This is a genomic window from Psychrobium sp. 1_MG-2023, assembly GCF_030689115.1.
Taxonomy (GTDB): Bacteria; Pseudomonadota; Gammaproteobacteria; order Enterobacterales; family Psychrobiaceae; genus Psychrobium.
On record NZ_JAUYVJ010000014.1, the window covers coordinates 70,056 to 93,495 of the forward strand.

At 42.3% G+C, this 23,440-nt stretch carries 15 protein-coding genes; 8 read left to right on the forward strand and 7 right to left on the reverse strand.

The window, feature by feature from the left end:
* Positions 1–14 precede the first annotated feature (14 nt).
* Both secD and secF read left to right on the forward strand, forming a co-directional pair.
* On the forward strand, positions 15–1,856 hold the full coding sequence (secD, locus tag Q8W26_RS09295; protein WP_305473169.1) for a protein translocase subunit SecD: 1,842 nt from the start codon (positions 15–17) through the stop codon (positions 1,854–1,856).
* Entirely contained in the window at positions 1,853–2,791 is a 939-nt protein-coding gene (gene secF, locus Q8W26_RS09300) for a protein translocase subunit SecF (RefSeq protein WP_101215843.1), read from the forward strand. Before secD ends, secF begins: the two co-directional genes overlap by 4 nt.
* A gap of 97 nt (positions 2,792–2,888) precedes the next feature.
* Here secF and Q8W26_RS09305 read toward each other — a convergent pair whose 3' ends face one another.
* The 3 genes from Q8W26_RS09305 to Q8W26_RS09315 all read right to left on the reverse strand — a co-directional run bounded on the left by Q8W26_RS09305 (position 2,889) and on the right by Q8W26_RS09315 (position 7,270).
* The gene (locus Q8W26_RS09305) at positions 2,889–4,370 is read right to left on the reverse strand and encodes a Ppx/GppA phosphatase family protein (RefSeq protein WP_101215844.1); all 1,482 of its coding nucleotides are present in this window, start codon (positions 4,368–4,370) and stop codon (positions 2,889–2,891) included.
* Complete coding sequence (gene ppk1 / locus Q8W26_RS09310) at positions 4,367–6,481, reverse strand: polyphosphate kinase 1 (protein ID WP_101215845.1); 2,115 nt, start codon at positions 6,479–6,481, stop codon at positions 4,367–4,369. The genes Q8W26_RS09305 and ppk1 overlap by 4 nt, the downstream gene beginning before the upstream one ends.
* A 201-nt stretch (positions 6,482–6,682) precedes the next feature.
* Positions 6,683–7,270, reverse strand: coding sequence for a carbohydrate binding domain-containing protein (locus Q8W26_RS09315; protein WP_153071543.1), 588 nt, complete (start codon positions 7,268–7,270; stop codon positions 6,683–6,685).
* Positions 7,271–7,669: 399 nt separating this feature from the next.
* On the opposite strand from Q8W26_RS09315, the gene proB reads away from it, so the two are divergent.
* The 3 genes from proB (at position 7,670) to Q8W26_RS09330 (ending at position 10,647) form a co-directional block, all read left to right on the forward strand.
* Positions 7,670–8,773 (forward strand): glutamate 5-kinase, encoded by a 1,104-nt coding sequence (gene proB / locus Q8W26_RS09320; protein WP_101215867.1) that lies wholly within the window; start codon positions 7,670–7,672, stop codon positions 8,771–8,773.
* 1 nt (position 8,774) lies between these two features.
* Positions 8,775–10,052 carry a glutamate-5-semialdehyde dehydrogenase gene (locus Q8W26_RS09325; protein ID WP_101215848.1) on the forward strand — a complete coding sequence of 426 codons (1,278 nt, stop codon included), beginning with the start codon at positions 8,775–8,777 and terminating at the stop codon, positions 10,050–10,052.
* A 265-nt stretch (positions 10,053–10,317) separates the two neighbouring features.
* Complete coding sequence (locus tag Q8W26_RS09330; protein WP_305473171.1) at positions 10,318–10,647, forward strand: DUF3718 domain-containing protein; 330 nt, start codon at positions 10,318–10,320, stop codon at positions 10,645–10,647.
* A gap of 453 nt (positions 10,648–11,100) precedes the next feature.
* Here Q8W26_RS09330 and Q8W26_RS09335 read toward each other — a convergent pair whose 3' ends face one another.
* The 3 genes from Q8W26_RS09335 to Q8W26_RS09345 are packed head-to-tail and all read right to left on the reverse strand — an operon-like array spanning position 11,101 to position 13,122.
* Complete coding sequence (locus tag Q8W26_RS09335; RefSeq protein WP_101215850.1) at positions 11,101–11,499, reverse strand: hypothetical protein; 399 nt, start codon at positions 11,497–11,499, stop codon at positions 11,101–11,103.
* A gap of 12 nt (positions 11,500–11,511) precedes the next feature.
* A complete protein-coding gene (locus tag Q8W26_RS09340) occupies positions 11,512–12,045 on the reverse strand; it encodes an NUDIX hydrolase (protein ID WP_101215851.1) in 534 nt (177 codons plus the stop codon).
* A 51-nt stretch (positions 12,046–12,096) separates the two neighbouring features.
* Positions 12,097–13,122, reverse strand: a complete 1,026-nt coding sequence (locus Q8W26_RS09345; protein ID WP_101215852.1) for a hypothetical protein — start codon at positions 13,120–13,122, stop codon at positions 12,097–12,099.
* Positions 13,123–13,410: 288 nt separating this feature from the next.
* Here Q8W26_RS09345 and Q8W26_RS09350 point away from each other — a divergent pair, with 288 nt between their 5' ends.
* Positions 13,411–14,247 (forward strand): RluA family pseudouridine synthase, encoded by an 837-nt coding sequence (locus Q8W26_RS09350; RefSeq protein ID WP_101215853.1) that lies wholly within the window; start codon positions 13,411–13,413, stop codon positions 14,245–14,247.
* Here Q8W26_RS09350 and Q8W26_RS09355 read toward each other — a convergent pair.
* Entirely contained in the window at positions 14,244–15,347 is a 1,104-nt protein-coding gene (locus tag Q8W26_RS09355) for a 1-acyl-sn-glycerol-3-phosphate acyltransferase (protein WP_101215854.1), read from the reverse strand. The genes Q8W26_RS09350 and Q8W26_RS09355 overlap by 4 nt on opposite strands.
* Positions 15,348–15,600: 253 nt before the next feature.
* Here Q8W26_RS09355 and Q8W26_RS09360 point away from each other — a divergent pair, with 253 nt between their 5' ends.
* Both Q8W26_RS09360 and pbpC read left to right on the forward strand, forming a co-directional pair.
* Entirely contained in the window at positions 15,601–20,592 is a 4,992-nt protein-coding gene (locus Q8W26_RS09360) for an alpha-2-macroglobulin (protein WP_101215855.1), read from the forward strand.
* A 43-nt stretch (positions 20,593–20,635) separates the two neighbouring features.
* On the forward strand, positions 20,636–22,990 hold the full coding sequence (pbpC, locus tag Q8W26_RS09365; RefSeq protein ID WP_101215856.1) for a penicillin-binding protein 1C: 2,355 nt from the start codon (positions 20,636–20,638) through the stop codon (positions 22,988–22,990).
* Positions 22,991–23,440 lie beyond the last annotated feature (450 nt).

Here is a 23,440-nt window from a genome sequence, read left to right on the forward strand (position 1 = left end):
ATTGAGATTAACTAATGAAACCACCGATTAGAAAGAAGCCGCTGCAATTTAAATGGCAGCAATTACTAAGTGTCATTGTTCTGCTATTTTTAATGGTCAGTGCACTACCTAACATATATCAAGAGCAGTTAACGATTTCTTTAACTGCAAAAGAGCGCCTTACTTTTACTGACGACACTAATGACAAGATGACTGTGCCGCGATTAAAGTCTCTACTAACTTCACAGGGCATTAGTGTTTCACAAGCCAACGCTACAGGGAATAACATCGCTATTACATTAGCCGACAAAGCTGATGAAGCACACGCGATGGCTATTCTTAATCAACAGCTTGAACAACATTTTTTCATAGCGAGTTCACTAACAAGCTCAATGCCGTCATGGCTTAAATCCACAGGCGCTGCGCCAATTAAACTGGGGTTGGACTTAAGCGGCGGTGTATTATTTGTATTAGATGTTGATGTTGAGCAAGGGATTGTTGAGCAATTTAAAGGAATGAGCCATGAGCTTAAATCAATTATTCGAACCAATAATTTGCGCGGCGCCAAGGTTGTTCAACCTAAGCCGACTCAGCTTCAAGTGATTGGAACACGGTTATCATCTGAGCAACAGTCGTTATTAATCGCAGAATTTAATCGTGCTTATCCAGATGTGACGGCGCATAAAAAAGCCAATAAAATTACTTTCAATTATTCTCCACAGCAGTATGAACTCTTCCACCAACAAACTATGGACCTCGCGCTAAAAACAATGCGCGGGCGTATTGAAGAGTTGGGAATCACAGAGGCGGTTACTCAGAAACAAGGTCGACACCATATTCGAATTGAGCTTCCTGGGGTACATGATCCGGCTCAAGCTAAACGTATCATTGGTGCGACGGCGTCATTAGATTTTTATCAATTTGCAAATAATGATTCGACGGGAGTGTTTCGTATCAACGATTCTAGCGGACAAATGCTCCACCTTAATCCCAAGTCTATCTTTTCAGGCAGTAATATTAAGAGTGCTCGTGCGGGTCAAGACGAAATGGGTCTGCCATTAGTTAATTTGGTATTAGATAGCATAGGCGGCCGAAAAATGACTGAGTTTTCTCGCGATAATGTTGGCAAGCCAATGGCAACCATTTTTTCTGAGTATTATCGTGATGCCAATGACCAAATGCTTAAAAAGCAAAAGGTCATTAATGTCGCTAATATTCAACAGGTTCTAGGCTCACAATTTAGCATCACTAATATGTCAAGCGCAGAGGCTGCACAGGATCTAGCGTTGTTATTACGCGCAGGCTCGCTGCCTGCACCGGTCACCATTGTAATGCAAAGAACAATTGAAGCGAGCTTAGGAGCTGACAATATCAATAATGGTGTTAAGGCACTTATTCTAGGTATTACTTTTACTTTGATCTTTATGGGGCTGTGTTATCGACGTTTAGGCTTAGTGGCCAATGTTGCATTAGGTTGTAATCTGGTGAGTTTGTTAGGACTGATGTCTCTCTTGCCGGGGGCTGTATTAACCCTGCCAGGAATTGCGGGGCTGGTACTTACTGTGGGTATGGCAGTAGATACTAACGTGCTTATCTTTGAGCGAATTAAAGAGGAAATAAAGCGAGGGCGCTCAACATTACAAGCGGTGGAAATGGGTTATCAGAACGCTTTAGGACCTATTTTAGATGCTAATTTGACGACGCTAATCACCGGCATCATTTTGTATGCGATAGGCTATGGCCCGGTGAAAGGCTTTGCGTTGATTTTATGTCTTGGCATTTTAACCAGTATGTTTACTGGTGTTTTTGTCTCAAAAGTTTTAACCAACCTTGTCATTAGACAGAATAAAACTCGTCTATTTGGAGCTGCATCATGAAACACTTAGCTGCTTTTTTATTGAGTCGTTTAACTCAAATTCGTATTGCTAGTTTTTATCTATCAATGTTTTTTATTGTAATCGCGCTATTAGGAGTGCTAGCGAAGGGGATTAACTTTGGTCTAGATTTCACCGGAGGTTATTTAACCGAATTCTCGTTCAATCAGCCATTAGCTAAAGAAGTTGTGACGAAACACTTAGAACAGCATTTAACGGGGCCTTTTGAGTTAAGTTCTGGTCAAAGTGGTCATTATTGGACATTACGTCAGGCAGATGATGGCGCGAGTGTGATAGCGAAAGAATGGTTTGATCCATTTGCACAGACATTATCGGCGCAACTGGGTTTAACAGTAACACTACAAGATTCAGTTTATATTGGTAGCCAAATTGGGGATGAGTTGATTAATCAAGGAGGCTTGGCGCTAATGGCAGCGATTATGGCAATTTTGTTCTACCTGTCTTTTCGCTTTGAGTGGCGGTTAGCACTTGGCGCTGTCGCGGCGTTATTCCATGATGTGATTATTGTTATTGGCGTATTTGCATGGTTTGGCATATCGTTTGATCTGACTATTTTGGCGAGTTTACTGGCGATTATAGGCTACTCACTCAATGACTCTATTGTGATTGGCGATAAAATTCGTGAATTAATGCAGCAAAATGCAAAGCTTGATAAGCCGCTTGACCAGCTTATTAATAGTGCTATAAAAGCCACAATGCTCCGTACGGTGATCACATCAGGGACAACCTTAGTGACAATTGTGTCGGTTTGGTTATTAGCTGGCGCGTCATTAAGTGGCTTTGCGACCGCATTATTTACTGGGGTGATCATGGGGACGTTTTCATCAATCGCTATTTTGGCTACGGTGCCTCAGCTAGTTGGCTTAACGGTTGATTACTATCAAAGGAAACAAGAAATAGGCTGTGATTTGCCTTAGTGAGATAGCGTGATGATAGTGTTTTTTATCATCACGCGCTTCACCAAAGTAGGAGAAACTTATGTTTTCATTAAGTATCCAATAGCGTGCTTAGTGACTATGCCACTGAATAACTAAATTCAATGCCTATGGCTTGTAGATACTCTTTCTCTTTGCTTAAGGCTGCGATTAGAGCATCTTGGGGCGCTGATGTTTGTTGAAATCTTGCATGCACCGATGATAGTTGAAACGAGACCTTACACGGAATAACAGGTAAGTTGATCCGGCCTTGTGCACAAAGAATCGCAAGACGCATTAACACTAAAAGGAGTAACTGGTGTTTACCAAGCTCCGTTTTGTTTTCTGCGGGTAAGGTGATGTTTCGGCGATGACTTTTTACGAGATCATGAATGAGTTGTTTCTGTGTTGAAGAGAAGCCTAACATTTCACTGTGCTTGATGATGTAAGCACTGTGGTGCTGGCGTTTTTTTGCGTTTATCGATAGTCCAACTTCATGAAGTTGAATAGCTGTTGTTAAGCAATCAAGCTCTTCTGTGGTTAGAGAGATGCCTTGGAGGGGCAATTGCTGGGTTATATGATTTAGCTGTTTGATGACTCGGCGATTGTAATCAGCGTCAGTTGGGTAGCGTAATAACATGCTACTAATCGTTTGTTGGCGGGTATCAGAATCAATATAGGAATGACTAAGGCTATAAAGCACACCTTCACGTAGAGCTGCTTGGCAATGGCTTAACTCATCTAAATTGAGCTGTTCAAAACACGCTAATAAGATCGTCACCGCACCTGGTAAAATGGTTAACTTTTCCTCAGGAATATTATTAATAGGGACATGGGTTAATTTACCGCAGTTTATCAACTGCTTCCTCAGCTGTTTTAACCGTTGTTTAGTTATCTTATTACTGCCATAGAGTTGTTTTAGTACTTGTTGAATCAGCTTGATTGATCCCGACGTGCCAAGGGCAAGTTGCCAGCTATATTTTTTGTAACGTTGTGCGATGCTTGATACTTGAGTCAGAGCGACATCATAGGCTTGAGCAAAGCTTTCTTTGGTGATGGCTTCTGGGTTAAAGTACCGTTTACTTAATTGTCCGGAGCCAAGCTCTAAGCTATCTTTTAGAACTGCCTCAACTTGATTGCCAATAATAAACTCGGTACTGCCACCGCCAATATCAATCACTAGCGTCTTAGGCTTTAAGGTGTGTGTTTGAGCCACGCCCTGATAGATTAAGCTGGCTTCAGTTTTGCCATCAATGATCTCTATTTTATAAGGGAGAACTTTATAAGCAGCGTCGATAAAATCTTGTCGATTAACGGCTTTACGCAGGCTTTGCGTCGCGACAATCTTGACGCTGTCGTGCGGCAAACGACTAAAACGTTGTCCAAACTGTTTTAAGCAATGGATACCGCGGGCTATGGCACCACTATCTAACACGTTGTCATTATTTAACCCTGTGGCTAAGCTAACGCGTTGCTTGTATTTATCAAGAATAATTAATTGACCTTGATGTTCTTTTGCGATGATCAAGTGAAAGCTGTTAGAACCTAAGTCCATGGCAACAATGTGTTTATTATCCGTCATGAGGCGACCTTATTTTTTGAGGGCTCGATGTCTTTGTGGGGTTTATTTGGCACTTCCTGTAATTGCTGTTCCAGCAGGTAATCGTAAATGCCTTGTTGGGCATGACAGATGGCAGCCCCATTTTTTTGATATGCATAAGGGTTCGTTTGCTCGGTATTTAACAATCGCGCCTTGGTATTATCTTGCAGTTGAATATTGATGATTTTAATAATGGTTTCTTTGACTTCGGGACACAAAATTGGGCAACCAACCTCTATGCGTTCATCGATATTTCGATGCATCCAATCAGCAGAAGATAGATAAACTTTGGGCTGCCCTAGGTTAGTGAAGATGGCAATGCGAGGGTGCTCAAGGTGACGACCTACGATACTGGTGGCCTCAATATTTTCACTTTGTCCAACTACTCCGGTCACTAAAGAGCACACGCCACGTACAATTAACTTTATTTTGACCCCGGCATTATTGGCTTCATAGAGTTTGGTGATGAGTTGGCGGTCGACCAAATTATTCACCTTGATAATGATGCCACTGGGTTGTTGATTTAATGCCGCTGCAATTTCTTGGTCAATGAGCTGCTCAATGGATGAACGTGAATTAACTGGGGAAACGACAAGGTGTTTGAAAGCAAACTTTTTATATGGACTCTTGATAAACTCAAACACGTTTGCCACTTCTTGTGTGATCTCGTCATGACAAGTAAACAGGCTAAAGTCAGTATATATTTTGGCATTTTTCTCATTGAAGTTACCGGTACCAATGTGGACATAACGCTTGAGTTTTTTGCCTTCTAAACGAGTGATTAAGCAAATCTTTGCATGAACTTTTAATCCGGGGACGCCATAACTGACCTCGGCACCAGCGCTTGAAAGCTTCTCGGCCCAAGCCAGGTTTGCCTGCTCATCAAACCGCGCTTGCAGTTCGATATTCACTTTAACGGATTTGCCATTTTTCACGGCTTCAATGAGGGCCGAAACAACCCGAGATTTTTTAGCGACTCGATAGAGGCAGATCTCGATGCTTTGTACCTTGGGATCAAAGGCAGACTGGCGGAGTAACTCGGTTAAGTGAGAGAACTTATGGTAAGGATAATAAAGTAAGATATCTCGATGGTTGATCGCGCTAAAGGCATTCTTATAACGGCTAAAGTATTGCTGTTCAATGGCCGGAAGTTTTTTAAACTCTAGCTCTTTTTCACCGATAGCAGGGAATTCTATAAAATCTTTAAAGCTATGATAGCGCCCGCCAGCAATGAGTCCTTGGTCGTTATTGATTGATAAACACTGGGTCAAACTATCGAGCATTTCACTTGGCATTTTATAATCATAAACCAAGCGGACTGGAGCGGCATAAGAGCGTTTTTTGAGACTATTATGCATGAGCTCTGATAAGCTTTGGGTGAATTCTTGTTTGAGATCGAGTTCCCCATCTCGCGTTAGCTTCATCGAGTACGCGTTGATGGTATCAAACTCGAAGAAGCCAGCAAAGATCTCACTGAGACTATGGCGGATAATGTTGTCAAGTAAGATGATGTTTTTACTTGATTTAGTTGCTGAGTCGGGCAGCTGGACAAATCGAGGAACGTTATTACTCGGCACTTCAACAAAGGCATGTTGCTTGTCTTTCCCTTGGCTCATCTCCACCATTAAATAGGTACAATCATCATTAATGTGATCGGTTAGGTTGATTTTGTCGTTAATGATTAAAGGAAAGATGTGACGACGAAGCTTTGTTTGATAATAGTGAGTTAACCAGTCAGCCTGCTCAGGTGAGAGCTGTTTCTCATTGATGAGATGGATATTATTTTGGCTTAATTCTCTGAGTAAAATAATATAGCTTTCATCAAACTCACGTTGTAACGCAATGACCTTATTTTGAATCGCGTTAAATAATGCCCAAGAGTGCTGCTTTTTTTTATGGGTTGCTGCAAATAACACTTGGCGGCGAACATTTGCAACTCGCACCCGGTAAAACTCATCCATATTACTGGAATAAATACCTAAAAAGCGCAATCGTTCAAGTAAAGGGACGCTGCTGTCTTGAGCCTCTTGTAACACTCGATGGTTAAAAGAAAGCCAGCTGAGCTCTTTTTCAAGGAACTGAAACTTTTCCATATATTCATTTTCTCTTGATCCAATTTAGCGGCATTCTAAATGGAGCAAGTGACATTTTTGTGTCATTTTTTTGAAGTTAGTATGACGACGGGCTTGTTATTTTATGAGCGGTTTAGGAGCAAAAGTAAGTGCCTTTAAAAGGGGGGGATAAAGAATTAGCGTGATGACTTGCTCATCACGCTAATAGGGCGGTGTACGAAATTAATTTAGCAGTAAGATAGATTTTATTTCTAAAACGGCTTCACCACCTAATTTATCGGTTAAGTCAGGCACAAAATATATCGCCGAGACATTCTCGGGTACTATGCCGACATCAGGCGAGTTATTAGGTGTCCAGCTTGGACGTTGAAAGCTATCAAATGAAACCGTTTGTTTAGACCATGTCGTTGCCGCTGGTACTTTTGTTTGGTAGTGAGCAAAGCTATTGTCGCCATCTTTACCGTAATCTTTTTGCGAGAGTTTAACAATGAGCGGCTGAGAGCTTTTGTATTCAATGGTAACTTGTTGTGAATTACCTAGTGTTTTTGATGGTAGATCATAAATCAATTCAATCCATGAGTTATTGAATTTATCAACACGAGGCACGCGGTTGAATTTAATCCAGATGCCATCTTCTTTAACTAATTTTTCATCTAATGTCGCCACACTACCATGAGGGTCTACATCATAGCGCCAATCGCTAGCATTCAATTGATCCGGTTGATTTGAGTTGGTAGAGCAAGCCATTGGTAGCGTTAAACTTCCAGCCAATAACAGGGCGAGAGGGAGAGATTTTATTGTTCGAAACACTGTTCTTATTCTTTTGCCATAATATGTCGTGTAATGATAAAACAATCTTCTTACACTTAACACATAAACTTTATATGCTAAAACAAAGGTTAAAGCGAAAAAAGATTCTGGCAGCTGTTTACGGCAATGAGGAAAAGGGCATTAAATAGTGGCCTAACAGAGATTTATTCGATTGTTTTGATGCTATTGAAGGAATTAAGACTCGGTGGTATCTAAATAATAAAAACACTTGGACGACATAATATCGCTCTAGCCCCAATTAACCTCCCTAAGGCGTTACGCCAAGGTCTGATACTTATTCGTGTTTACTAAGATTACACTTGCAGTAAGTTAACATTTCGCGGTATAAATTAAACATATACAAAACGCGTGTAAATTGCATTTAAGGCTGTTGTGACTATTCAATATCAACGTATCGTTGTCAAACTAGGAACCAGTGTATTGACCTCTGGTGGAAGCTCGCTTGATCGAGCACATATGGTTGAACTTGTTCGCCAAATGGCGTTCCTGCATAAGCAAGGCTGTGAAATCGTATTATGTACTTCTGGGGCCATCGCTGCTGGGCGAGAACGATTAGGGTTTCCGGCGCTATCAGACAGTATGTCTACTAAACAAATGCTAGCTGCTGTAGGACAGAGCCAGTTGATTCAAACTTGGGAAAACCTATTTAATATTTATGGTTTACACGTGGGCCAAATGTTATTGACTCGCGCTGATTTGGACGACCGTGAACGTTACTTAAACGCAAGAGATATGCTTGAAACCTTACTTAAGCATAAAATTATTCCAATTATCAATGAGAATGACGCAGTTGCAACGACTGAAATTAAGGTTGGGGATAATGATAATTTATCTGCATTGATGGTGGGGTTAGCCGATGCTGATTTGTTAATGCTATTGACTGACCAAGCGGGTCTTTATGATGCTAATCCACGAACGAACCCTCAAGCTAAGCTTATTGCAAAAGTTGATGTTATTGATGATGAATTAAAAGCAATGGCTGGAGATAGCGGTACGAGTTTAGGCACAGGTGGTATGGCGACAAAATTACAAGCCGCTGAAATTGCCCGCCGTAGTGGTAGCGATGTCGTTATTGCAGCAGGTCATCATGACAATGTCATTATTCAGGTTAGTCAAAAACAAGCAATAGGCACATGGTTCAGTGCGATGAGTAATCCACTGGAAAGTCGTAAACGTTGGCTATTGGCTGGTCCTGGCCCTGTCGGCACGATCTGTTTAGATGATGGAGCAGTCAATGCGGTTCTTTCTAAAGGCAGCAGCTTATTAGCTAAAGGGGTCTCAGCTGTTCAAGGTGAGTTCCATCGTGGTGACATGGTGGTATTAACTAACCCTCAAGGGGGGGAAGTTGCGCGAGGTTTGGCTCGTTATAGCAGTGATGATTTACTTAAAATTAAAGGCCTGCATTCGCAGGAGATAGAGACTGTCCTTGGCTATGGCTATGGCAAGGTAGTCGTACACAGAAATAACTTAGTGGTGCGATAAAATGACACAAAATATTGATATGAATAAGTTAGGCCAGCAAGCGCAGCAAGCTAGTTATGAGTTAGCGCAAGCATCTACGGCACAAAAGAACACCTTGCTTGAGTTAATTGCTCAAGGGTTACGAGAACAACAGCCTCAAATTCTAGCGGCGAATGCGATTGATATTTTAGGTGCACAGCAAGCGGGTTTAGATGAGTCATTGATTGATCGGCTATTACTTAACTCCGAACGTCTAAATGCAATGGCTGATGATGTTCAGCGTTTATGTCAGCTTGATGATCCTGTTGGTGAAGAGACTGAGTCAAAGCTTTTGGAAAGTGGGCTGCGTTTAAGCAAACGTCGTGTCCCGATTGGTGTTCTTGGGGTGATTTATGAAGCTCGCCCTAATGTGACTATTGATATTGCTGCTTTAGCACTTAAAACCGGTAACGCCGCTATTTTACGCGGTGGTAAAGAGACAATTAATAGTAATCTCGCATTATTAAACATTATTTCGCAAGCGTTAGTAAGTGCAGAGCTACCAACACAATCTATTCAGTATATTGAAAACACCGATCGCGCACTCGTTAGCCAGCTTCTTACTCTTGATCGTTACGTTGATATGATTGTGCCTCGAGGTGGAGCAGGTTTACATCGCTTATGTATCGATCAAAGTACTATTCCTGTGATCACTGGTGGTATTGGTATCTGTCACCTCTATGTCGAAGGAAGTGCTAATGTAGCTAAGTCTGTCGATATTATCGAGAATGCTAAAGTACAGCGTCCATCTGTCTGTAACGCACTTGATGTCGTCTTGGTGGATAAGTCAGTTGCAAACTCGTTTTTGCCGCAACTTGTTGAACGCTTAAATAACAGTAATGTGGCATTAAAGGCAGATGAAAGCGCTTTGGCAATCTTACGTGATTGTCACTTAGATGGTGTCACGGTTGATGCGGCTGATAAAGGTGATTTTGACCAAGAGTGGCTATCATTAACGCTATCTATCAAAGTTGTTGATGATATTACTCAAGCTGTTTCTCATATTAGAGCGCATAGTAGCCAGCACTCGGATGGCATTTTGACTGAGTCACTGAGTAAAGCTGAGCAATTTGTCAATCAGGTCAATTCTGCAGCCGTTTATGTTAATGCGAGTACACGTTTTACCGACGGTAGTCAGTTTGGGCTCGGGGCGGAGGTCGCCGTGAGTACTCAAAAGCTTCATGCTAGGGGGCCAATGGGCCTTAAAGAGCTTACAACCTATAAGTGGATCGGTGTTGGTGATTACCTAGCTAGAAAGTAAGCGTTAGTGTAAAACACACTTTTGACCACCTAATAGCCCTAGCAACGTTCAATTGCTGGGGCTATTTTTTACATTAAACATGGAGTGGTTAAATTGATTACTTATTGGTCTTTATTGTCTGTATTTTGTTATTGATATCAGGATGGTAAGGTGGGTAATATTTTTATTTCTTTGTAAGTTTTTGATATTAAGTTTATTTTGTTTTTATTTTCAAGTTGGCACTTCGGTTGCAATTATTAAATCAACTAACCAAAGGAACTTGATTATGAAAACTTTAACTGCGATTTTATCTACTTTAACATTAACTATTGGCCTAACTGGTGCTGTAAATGCTGCAACTCTAGAAGCAACTGACAATTCAGCAAGTACTAATATTTGTATGAAAGCTGCTCAAGGTAAGAAGGTGGCTCTACATCATGCAATTAAAGAGTCTAAATTAAGCAAAGACTATGTTGTTAATAAATTAAGCTGTAATGATCTAAGTATTACCGCGTTCGTTGCTCAACACGGTAGCTCGCCTCAGAAGATTAACAAGTATCTTGAAAGCTACCGTCACTCGGGACACGTAACCATTGCTAAGGTATCTTCGTTATAAGTTAGTTAAGATCATTAAAAGCTCTTAATTGAATAAACGAAGAACAGTACTCGCTACGATATTCGAGTCACCAATTTAAAGATGCCACGCTACTGATTGAGTAGGGTGGCATTTTTCATGGTCTAAAGAAATAGTTTACCTGAGCAAGCTTTTGCGATAATGAAATGAGTTTCACCAGTTCTATAAATTAAGTGTTCAATTGTGTAATGTGAATAAACGGACTAATGCATAGGCTCTAAGCTCTAATAGAACTGAAGGGTTGATATGCGTGCCTTCAAGGCATTTATTAAGTCAGTGAAAAGTGTTCAGGTTATTAATGAAATAGGTATTAGTAATATTGCCAGCACCTTAAACGAACTAACGTTGAGCTTTAAGATTGCGTAACAGCGGTGTATAAACAGGCTAATTCTATGGCGAGTCATAGAGTTAGCCTGTTTTTGAAAATGCGATAAATTATTTATTAAAGCAGCTTTCCAAAAATTTAATGGCTTGCGCTTCTTCAGGCGCTAACTCGCCATCTGATAATGCTACCCCTTTTGCTAACGCGAGGGCTAAACTCTTAGCAGGGCTGTCGATAATGTGTTTAGTACGATGCAAGATATAATCTTCAATCATACTTGTTTCGATCGCCTCTCTAGCTGATAAGCTAGCACTATGTAAATACTCCAATGGCGACTTTTCGTTTTCCCAGACTAAATCAACCATCCAATCGAGGGTGTATTGCATTTCTTTATCTTCAACAACACCGTCAATTTCAACGAACAGTACGACAAGGTCGACTAAGGCTTCACGTTGTAATTGCTCAACACAAACGCCCATATCAAAATTATTTAATAGCTGTTCAAAATTCATTTTTTTATTCCTTTATTTGTTATCTTGCATGAGCTTAAACTCGTCGACGATATGTTTAAGCAAAAAGGTTTCACGTTCAATCGACATGCCTTTTTTATCGCTGTGTGCCATCGTATGCTCATTATGTTTTATTGCATCAAAAATATTAACCCATACTGGGCGCATACCATTAACTACCTCATAGTCCTCTAGCCTAGTCATTCCTAGCTCGCTGTCAATATCACAGGTGTAACAATATGATTCCATATGCATGGTATCAAAGTCTGGTTTATACCACGGACGAAACTCTTCATAACGGCCGTAAGGCTTGATATTGGTGATATTTTTAGCACCGGTTTCTTCAATCAGCTCTCGCTTTAAGCCACAGGTTAAGTCTTCACCTTCATCAACACCACCGCCAGGTAGGGTGTAATCGTGATAACGCTCGGTATAAAGCAATAAAATATTCTGGCCTTTTAACACAATCGCGCGCGCTGCTTGACGATGAAATGTGGTCCCGAGTTTTTTTTGACGTTCGGGGTGAGTGGCTGATTTTAAAAGGCGCATAAAACTAAGGCTACAATAATGAATGAGCGCGTATTATAGGATAATCAAAGGTTAGTGCCAGCGAAAAAGTCCAACATGCTTACGGTGGTTGATAAAAGTGATCACATTATCGTTTGAGTTATAAGCTAGCAGCCAACTTAATAGGCTACCTGCCTTACCATCGTCTATTTGACGCACTTGCCATGATTGGGTGATCGGGTTGTAGCCGTAAAAGTTATTTTTGTAAGGGCCGCCAATTATTAAGCCATTCGTCGAGTCATAGGTAAATACGGGGTAACCCTTTTTTTCTTTTGGGTAGGTATGAAGTTTAGTTAACGTTGATTGTTGTAGGTTGCCTCGATTTAAATTGAGCTTAGCAAAAGAAATTCTATTTTTATGCTTTGCCCCTTTTTCTGTGCCAAAAATATACATTGCCTGATCGATTGCCGAGTAAACAAGCGACCCTGAGTAGGGGGTTATTCTTGGGTACTTTTTCGGGTAGTTTGATAAAAATCGTTCTGTGGTGTGTGTAGCTGGATCGTAAGCCCAGATATGCAACCTATTCATACCAATGATCTTCTTAGAAATAGGATCGTATTCCGCAACCCCACCATAACTGCCAAAACCACCGACTTGCTTAGGATCTAGGATTTTCCATTGCTTATTAACTAAATCATAACGTCCATAAGCCTTGCCAAAATAAGCTAATCCCGATCCTTTTCCAACAATGGAAGGACCTGTGCCACTTTTTAGTAAATAAAAATGAGGTTGGTGCTCGTTAACCACCAACAAATCATAGGTGTGCCGTCCAACGGGACGCGGGTAATTTTCACCCTCTAGTCCTTTAAGCCAAAAACCACGGTCGTTATTATCTTGATGGTAATAGCGTTTCGGTGTTGGTGGATACAGTGGTGAGAATTGATTACTAAGCTTTTTAAAACTAAAACGATAAATAGCATCTGACCACGTCGCTGAATGACCGCCGCCAAATAATAATAGTTGATTATGATGTTTGTTATAGACCATACCGCTATAGTCGGTGACACTCCCTGTATTGGGTTCACCTTGTGGTTTTTGCCATTGTATTTTGCCCAGCATCAACACCTGATTTTTACTCAGTGTTTGTAACTTCGGATCACTTTGGATTATTGAAGCCTGAGAATCTGCGTATGTAGCTAGGCTATAAAAAAAAGCTATGATGATGCACAAGGAGCGTTTGGGGAGTTGCATATCTGTGATAACCCTCTTCATACAAGAAAGTGATGTTTCATTCTGAAACAGCTTAAGCATAGTTGTAAATCTTCATTTTAGCCGCAAATGCCAGCAGCGATGATAAAAACTATTAGGTATACTGTGGGCATTGTTCTTTTATGTATTTAGTTATCGATGACACAACAGGCTCCCTTTGAATTACATCTATCTGTTAAACAAGCGGCTCCAGCAATTGAGTTGTTACAACAGCATTGTCAGTTATCCAAGCAACAACTAAAACAAGTGATGCACAAGGGAGCGGTGTGGTTAACGACAGGCAATAAAACCCAGCGACTACGTCGTGCAAAAAAAGAATTAACCATTGGGCAAGAACTACACCTTTATTATAACTCTGACGCATTAAGTGATGCCTTTACTCCGCCGCAGCTCGTTGCTGACTTGCAAGAGTACAGCGTGTGGTATAAACCCTGCGGTATGATGAGCCAAGGCTCTAAATGGGGAGATCATTCCACAGTCGCTCGCTTTGCTGAAGTGAATTTAACACCGCAGCGTCCAGCGTTTATTGTTCATCGTCTTGATCGCGCGACTCATGGTTTAATTTTAATTGCCCATAGTAAAAAAGCTGTGCGTGAATTAACTCAATTGTTTGAGCAGCGCTTAATAAATAAAAAGTATCAGGCGGTGGTTAAAGGTCAATTTGGTGAGGCACAAGAATTTAATCAAGAGATTGATGGGCGCAGTGCTTACACCAAAGTGACAGAGTTGTGTTATCACCCTGACATGAAAGCTAGTTTAGTCGATGTTGAGATTGGCAGTGGTCGTAAGCATCAAATACGTCGTCACTTAAGCGAAGCGGGTTGGCCGCTGATAGGGGACAGGCTTTATGGCGGTGATGATACCGCCACAACAAATTTGCAACTGTGTGCTTATGAGCTGCGTTTTGACTGTCCACTCACGCTGAAAAAGCAGCATTTTAATGTCCAGCCTCAGCTAATCATCACTAAAGACTAGTTTTCTAACTTGTCTTTGGCAAGCGCTGGGTTTGCATACATGGTTAATAACCAGCGTTGTTGTTCGTTAGTGAGGTGCTGCATTCGTTGAGTTAACGTATGTAGCATCGATGCATCTTGCACTTCGCTTTCTAATTGCTGTTTGGCTGCAAGGTTAGAGTCATACAGACGATAGTTATTGATGATCTGACGATCGATTTCTGCGGCAATGGCTTTAGAATCTTGATAATCACCTAACACAGGCTGGCCAAATTCGATGTGAACACGACCTTTGTGACCGATTAGCCCTTGAGTGATACTCTTAAGATCTTCCCCTTCGGCTTTTTGGTAGCTGCCTGTCGCTTCTATAGTCGCTAACTCAATCGCTTTGTCACTATCACAAGGGTCGTATTCATAACTAATAGAGACAGGTACGATATTTAACTCAGTTAGGTATTGCTCAATCGAGGTGTCTTTACCTTTATTTAATAACAGCATTGAGATAAGTGCTGCATTAGTCTTATCAAGCCCGTCTTTAGCCCGGCCTTCACGTTGTGCAATCCACACATTAGTATTGTTGTCATTGAGTGTGTGATGAATGTAGCTTGAAAGGTTTTTTGAGGCCATCAACATCGCGCGTTTGGTCTTTTCGCTACGCTTAACGATGAAACTCTTATTGATACGCATTAAGTCAGAGACCCAAGGTTTACTTAGTAAGTTATCACCAATGGCAATCTCAACGGTATCAATACCATTTTTATACAGTGCTAAATTGACTAATGCAGGGTCGAGTGCGATATCACGATGATTACTGATAAATAGGGTCGGCTTGCTCATGTCTAAGCTTTCAAGGCCGTGATAAGTAAAGCCGTCAGTACTCTTCTTAATTAAATGATGAAGATACTTGGCGATTTCTTGCTGGAATTCACCGACACATTGAATCTTGTTCATACGGAACTTAAGGTAATGTTTAACTAGCCATTGCGTGGTTTTTGGTAGCGCTGAATAGAGTTTCGGTAACACGTAGCTGGCGATTGAAGAATGTAATGCAGGTTCGTTGACTAACTTCTTAATTACTACAGCGGCCTCATCATCACGAAAAGGTCTTATATCATCAAACATTTAAAGCTCTCAGTTGGAATAACACGGATGAAAAAATAGTGAGTGGATTTATCACAGCGTGCAGTATACCCAATAAGCCTTTCTATGGTGATCAGAGCAGTACGCTTATCACTAGAAATCATGATCTAAGACAAGCTAATGGACTTTCATTCAGTGTCGGTTCGGGTAGTACGAGGTATAAATTATTTAATCTGGGATAGTTAATATTATAATAAACTGTCAATGTACTGCTTAGTTGAGTTTCAAGGAAAAAATGATGAACTTCAAACACATTCCTCTGGTTTTATTGTTTATTTCGTTTTTAATCGCATGTAATGATGACAACGCAGTTAAGAAAAATCAGAGTTCTTCAAGCCAAGAGGCAAGTTCTCTAGAACAAAAAACGAGTGCCTTGCCTGTTAAAACCAAAGTGTCAGGAGAGCCAACATTTAATAAAGCGAAAGTGCGTAGTGATTATAAGGATACACCACTTCGTGTTTTAGATGTCTCGGAGCGAAATGTAGACGGTAAGAATGTAATTGCTGTGACGCTATCAGTGCCATTAGACCCTGCAATTAATTTTCAGCGTTATCTTAGAGTGACTTCTAAGAATAAGGCCGTGGATGGTGCTTGGATTATTTCAAATTCGGGTAAAACACTCTGGTTTCCTTTTGTCGATCCTGATACCAATTATCGTGTGGTGGTTCATCACGGGTTAGAGGCTGGTAATGGGCAAAAGCTAGCAACAACGGACAGCGCACAAGTGACGACGAGTCGACTTGAATCCAGTGTAAATTTTGATACGACGGGGGCATTTCTAACCCAAGGGCTAGGGAATGGTCTGCCAGTGGTTGCGGTGAATACCGATGAAGTCGATATTAACTTTTACCGTATCAAAGAAAAGAGCCGCCATCATTTTCTACAAGAGATCGCCGATCATCGCTACTACTGGGGCATGGATCGCATTACTCAATTTGGAGACTTAGTGTATAGCGGCCGCTATGCGTTAGATGTGCCCAAGAATACACGAGCTAAACGCAGTATTGATATGGGCGGGGTTAGCGAACTTAATCAACCGGGTATTTATCTTGCGGTGATGGCGCAAGCGGGGAAGTACGATAAACATCAGACGATGTGGTTTTCAATCACGGATATTGGCTTACACGCACGGTTTTATCAAAAGCAGCTTGACGTCTATGCGTCATCACTAGTTTCAGGTAAGCCGCTTGAGCAAGTTGATGTCTCTTTGGTTGATCGCCAAGGGGTGGTATTACAACAAACCTCCACATCGCCTAACGGTGAAGCCTCTTTTGACGGTAACCTCAATGACGCAGCGCTGATTGTCGCGCAAAATGACCATCATTTCTCATTGATTGAAATTAATAAACCAGCGTTAGACTTATCTGAGTTTGATTTGGGCTTGCGTCCTAATCGCGCTCAAGAGCTATTTATCTATGCACCCCGAGATTTGTATCGCCCCGGTGAGGTGATTGACTTTAACGGTTTGTTACGTGACCAAGATGGTCGTATGGTGAAACATAATAGCTTAAGTGCGGTGATTAAAAGCCCTGATGGGACTAAGGTAAAATCATTTCAGTGGCAGGGTGACGAGCAAAACTATTTCCACTACCAATGGCAAATTCCAGCCAGCGCACCCGTCGGCACGTGGCAACTAGAAGTGAGTAATTTAGGGCGTGATAGCTTTAGCTTTGCGTTTAAAGTTGAAGAGTTTTTACCTGAGCGTTTAAAGCTAACTTTTAACCCTAAAGCGACTGCCAAGCGAACGGTCATTGGTAAGGGAGAGCAGTTTCAACTGCCTGTTCTGGGTGAATATTTATATGGCGCACCAGCGGCGGGTAATCGTTTATCAACTCAAGTGAGTACTTCATTATGGCGTAACCCTGTTGAGTCATTAGCTGATTTTGAGTTTGGTGATATCAAACAAGGTCAATTTAATAGCCGTGAAGAGTTAAAAGATATCGAGCTCGACTCGCAAGGGCAAGGTACCATCACGTACCAAAACGATTGGGCAGCGTTAACGAGCCCATTGCGTGTACGTTTCATTAGTAGTTTGTATGAGTCTGGCGGTCGTCCCGTTTCACGTGTTCATTCAGGGCTGGTATGGCCAAAAGAACAACTATTGGGGATTCGTCCACACTTTGGTGATAGCAACCCTGATGCGCACTCAACAGTGAGCTTTGATGTGGTAAAAGCGTCATTAGCCGGTAACAAGTATGCGGCAACTAACCTTGATATTAAGTTGATTCGTGAAGATCGTCGTTATTTTTGGGTTTATTCCGAGAGCCAAGGTTGGCATTACCAATGGACTGATAATGAATACGTCGAATTAACTTCAACACTTGATATCGCTCAAGACGAGATTGGAGAAGTTAAGTTTCCTGTGTCTTGGGGGCGCTACCGTCTAGAAGTGCGTGAACCTGCGCTGGGTTTGAGCACTAGTGTGCAGTTTTACGCCGGTGAAAACTGGTATGAAGATTGGCAAAACAGTCAGTCTGGCAATGGTGCAGCACGCCCTGACAAAGTGGCGTTAGCACTGGATAAAGCCGCGTATCAAGTCGGTGACACGGTTAAGGTGAATGTTGTGCCGCCACAAGCGGGTGAGGCCATTATTATGGTGGAAGGAGATAGCCCGCTCTTTATTAAGCGTCAGTTTATTCCGGCACAAGGTGCAACCATTGAAATTCCTGTTGCTGGTAGCTGGCAGCAACATAACCTCTATATTAGCGCGCTGGTATTGCAGCCGGGTGATAATATTAAAACCATCACTCCTAAGCGCAGCTTTGGTTTAATTCATTTGCCACTTGCGCGTGAAAACCGTCAATTACAGGTTAATTTTGATGTACCAGACAAGGTCTTGCCTAACTCGCAGCTAGAGGTGAAACTTAGCGTTACTGGGGAGCTAGTAAGCACTGTGAATATGCTCAGTAACGAAGCGAGGAGTAAAGTGCAGCCTGTCTTTGTCACTGTCGCTGCGGTTGATGTGGGTGTGTTGAGCGTCAGTGACTTTACCACCCCAAACCCCTTTGAAGCGTTCTTTGGTCAGCGCCGCTATCAGGTTGACTCGCGTGATGTGTACCATCAAGTGATAGAAATGAGCTTAGCCGATAAAGCAAGACTGCGTTTTGGTGGCGACAGTGATTTAAATCGTGGCGGTAAAGCGCCGCAATCAGAGGTGCAAATTGTCTCACTGTTTAGCGGTGTTGTTGCGGTTAATGATGATGGCACGGCGAATATTCCCCTTAAACTTCCTGATTTTAATGGCAAGATTCGCTTGATGGCAGTGGCATTTTCAGCGGATAAGTTTGGTCATGGCGAGCAAGAGGTGACTGTTGCTGCACCAGTGGTAACACAAATAGCGATGCCACGCTTTTTAGCTCTTGGTGATAAAACCACTGTTGCGTTAGATGTCACTAATTTAAGTGGCAGTAAGCAAGATTTAGCGGTGAACTTTACCGGTCAAGGCTCGATTTCAACTTTTTATCAATCACAAATGTTAACACTCGATGACGGTCAAAAGACCACTTTATTTTATCCAGTTGAGGCGACAAGTTATCAAGGTCAGGCTCGCTTTTCGTTATCCTTAAGCAGTGAAAGCCTTCAACTAGTGATTAATCGTGATTGGGCTCTCGGTATGCGCCCTGCCTATCCTGCCACTTTTACTAAGGTGCAAAAGCTCTTAAAACAAGGGCAATCATTATCACTCGACCCTAAACACATTGAGCCGTTACTTGCAGATACTATACAGGTGTCGTTGAATGTGTCGTCCCGAGCTGACATTGATTTACAAAGCCAGCTTAATCATTTATTACAATACCCGTATGGTTGCCTTGAGCAAACTAGCAGTCGCGCCTATCCATTGATTTTGGCCACCCCGAGTAAGCAAAAGTTAGCTGGAATTAAACCTGTCGCAGAAAGCAAACGACTATCAATGATCAATAAAGGTATTGAGCGTTTGGCGATGCTCCAGCTGAGTAATGGGGGTTATGGTCTCTGGAGTAATACCTCACCTGAAGAGCATTGGTTAACGGTGTATGTAGCTGACTTTCTGCTCAACGCCCGTGATATGGGGGTTGGTGTCCCTAACGAAATGCTTGATAAAACATTAAAACGCTTACAGCGCTACTTATCACGCTCAGGCCGTTTTTATAATGAGCGTTGGAGTGATGATCAAGACCACTACAACTTTGCCTATAAAGCTTATGCTGCTTATGTTTTATCGCGAGTTAATCAAGCACCTTTGGGAACATTACGAACCTTAGCACTGAGCCAAAGCAAGCATGCGCGAAGTGGTTTAGCACAAACGCATTTAGCGGTAGCGTTGACCAAAATGGGTGATCATAAATTAGCTCAGTCGGTTCTTGCTAAAGCGTTAACTAATCTGCCACGTAAGCGCCAAGCGTATTTGGCTGATTATGGTAGTCAAATTCGAGATTATGCTTTGATGATTGATTTAATGCTAAGTCATAAACTTGAGCCTAAAAAAGCTATTAGTATGAGCTTTACACTTGCTGACTTACTGCGGCAGCGACAGTACCTTAGTACTCAAGAGCGTAATGCACTATTTTTAGCTGGAATATCATTAAAAGACTTTGACGGGGCTATATGGGCTGCTGAAATATTGATTGGTTCGGCACAGACTAAATTAAATCAAAGTGCCAGTTATCAAAGTAATCTCGCCCCTGATGCGTTAACTCAAGCGATTAGCATTCGCTCAGATCATAATGCTCCCTTATTAGCAAACTTTAATATCAGTGGTTATGCTAAGAGTGCACCACAAGCGATGGGTAATGGGTTGTCGGTTAACCGGCGCTGGTACACGGTTAAAGGTGAAACGGCTAATTTGAACGAGGCTAAAGTCGGTGATTTATACCTTGTACATTTAGTGGTTAACGCTGAACAGCGAACCCCTGATGCACTGCTGGTTGACCTTATTCCTGCTGGTTTTGAATTAGAAAACCAAAACCTAGCTCATTCGATTAAACTTGATTCAGTATTAATTGATGGAAAAACTATTCCACAATGGACTCGATATAACCATATCAAGCATCAGGAATATCGCGATGACCGCTTTGTCGCTGCACTTGAGGTGAGCAAGCGGCGTTCTAGCCACTTGTTTTACTTAATGCGCGCAGTCACTCCTGGTGAGTATCAAGTGCCGTCAGTGTTGGTGGAAGATATGTACCGCCCTGAAATACGTGCGATTGGTAAACCACAGGGAATGGTTTCAATAAGTCAGCGTCCATAAATAACCAATGAATTACTGGCTAATCAAAGGGAGAGACTGGGTAATGGCAAGCCGTAACTGGATTAAGGCTCGCCCTTTTACGTTGATGCTATTAATCATATTGGTGTTTAACTGTGCTGGGCTTAAATTACTTGATGTGTTTTATCCGTTGCAGCTACCCGAACAACAACAGCAGTTTGCTCGAGTTGTCGTTGACCAGCATAATATACCGTTACGTACCTTCGCTGATAAAGATGGAATTTGGCGTTATCCGGTGACTATCGATGAGGTATCGCCGCGCTATATTCAAGCGTTGCTTAATTATGAAGATCGTTGGTTTTGGTATCATCCCGGAGTGAATCCGTTTTCTATTTTGCGTGCTGCTAAACAAAACATCGTTAATGGTCGTATTATTTCTGGCGGTTCTACGTTATCGATGCAGGTCTCACGAATTTTATACCCGCATTCACGCAGTTTGTGGGGGAAAACTACCCAGTTACTGCGGACTTTACAACTAGAGTGGCATTTAGAAAAGCGCGATATCCTTGAGATTTATCTTAATAACGCGCCTTTTGGTGGCACCATCGAGGGAGTACAGGCGGCCAGTTATACCTATCTTAATAAGTCGGCTAAAACACTCACCCATGCTGAGGCGGCACTCTTAGCAGTATTACCGCAAGCCCCAACGCGCTATCGTCCAGACTTACATAACCAGGCGGCACAGCAAGCACGAAATAAAGTACTCAAACGTATGGCTGACTTTGGTGTGTGGTCACAAGAAACTATCGAAGGTGCGATGCTAGAGCAGGTCTTTAGTTATAATTTTAGACCGCAACAGTTAGCGCCATTACTATCGAGACGGCTGTTAGCCCGCGCTATGGATCAAGCGGTGGTAAAAAGTACGATTGATAGTGATTTACAACAGGGGCTTGCTCAGGCATTAGCGTCTTATATGACGCGATTACCACAACGTAGTTCAGGGGCAATTATGGTGGTGGATAATCATACCTCAGCGGTTAAGGCTTATATTGGTACGGCTGATTTCGCTAATTCATCGCGCTTTGGTTATGTCGATATGGTGCAAGCAACTCGCTCTCCTGGCTCGACACTTAAGCCTTTTCTTTATGCTCTAGCACTAGACGAGGGGTTAATTCACTCACACTCATTACTCGCTGATGTGCCAAGAGAGTGGGGGGATTATAGGCCGAGTAATTTTAGTGGCTTATTTCACGGCCCAGTGTCGGCACACGATGCCTTGCAGCGTTCATTAAATATTCCAGCGGTTGATTTATTAGAACGTTATGGCGCTAATCGTTTTGTAGCGCGGTTGCAAAATGCGGGGTTAGCATTAACAATCCCACAAGATAAACCGAATCTTGCGGTGATTTTAGGTGGTGCAGGGACATCATTAGAGCAACTAGTACAGAGTTACTCAGCGTTTGCTAATCAAGGGCAGGTAACAAAGCTTCGTTTTTTACAATCGGAGTTACAGCAACCTAAAGTGACACGCAATTTATTATCTCCTGCCAGTGCTTGGATCGTGCAACAAACGTTATCGGGTATTAGTCGACCTGATAGCATTAATACTTTAGCAGCAACCCGTATACGTGATCGCTTTGCGTGGAAAACGGGCACCAGTTATGGCTTTCGCGATTCATGGGCAATCGGACTTAACCAAGATTATACTATCGGTGTATGGCTTGGACGACCCGATGGAACGGCGATGGCAGGGCACTATGGGCGTGTAACTGCGGGCCCATTACTCTTTACTGTGGTGGATCAGTTGATTCATCGCTTTGCTGAGATTGAACAACCAGATAACGTGACACTTGAGACGATTTGTTGGCCGTTGGGCACCTTAGCTAAGGATCAACCTAAAGGCTTTTGTCAACGACAGCAGCAAGCCTGGATTATCGATCAAGTTATACCGCCAACATGGCACAGTGCTGATGTTGATGCATGGCAAGGCGGGGTATTTAAGTTTTGGTTAGCCGCAGATAGTCAGCAACGTGTTTCAATGTCGTGTGCAGTTGCTCAGAAAGTCCCTAAACAGGTCGCATTGTGGCCAAAAATTCTTGAGCCGTGGATAAGTCCAAGTTCTCGCCGCGAGCGGGTGATCCCTAAGCTTGACCCGCGCTGCGCCAATGAGGCTATAGCAGTGAGTGCCACGTTAAAAATAACTGGCGTCGAGGCTGGGAGTATCTACCGCAGTGCCGGAAATAGTTCGCAGTCAGCGAGCATCTGGCTTAAAAGTGTGGGTGGTTCAGGTGAAAAGCATTGGTACATCAATGGGCAACATCGCTATACCACCTCAGCTAATGGCAAGGTCGAGCACGTGTTATCAGAAGTTGGTCAGCAGCAAATTATTGTACAAGACCAACTGGGGAATACTGATGTGATCAGCATTATGGTGCAGTGACTGGGTTGAAACAGTTGCCCTAACATCGCGTCGCCCTGAAGATGTTTAATTCAGGTGGCCTCACATCGCGTCGTCCTGAAGGTGTTTAATTCAGGTAGCTTCACACCGCGTCGTCCTGAAGGTGCTTAATTCAGGTAGCCTCACACCGCGTCGTCCTGAAGGTGTTTAATTCAGGTAGCTTCACATCGCGTCGTCCTGAAAGTGTTTAATTCAGGATCTTGTTTTGATTTAAAAGAAGAGCTCAGCCAAAAGCATACCAACGACAGCAGTTAAAACTGTGATGACATTTGAATAAATAATGAAATAACAAGTGATTATAGACAGAATAGGTCTAACGTTTAGGTTTTGAATTTTTTATAAATAAAGAAGGGTGTGATTGGATGCGGGAGCTAGATTTGAACTAACGACCTTCGGGTTATGAGCCCGACGAGCTACCAGACTGCTCCATCC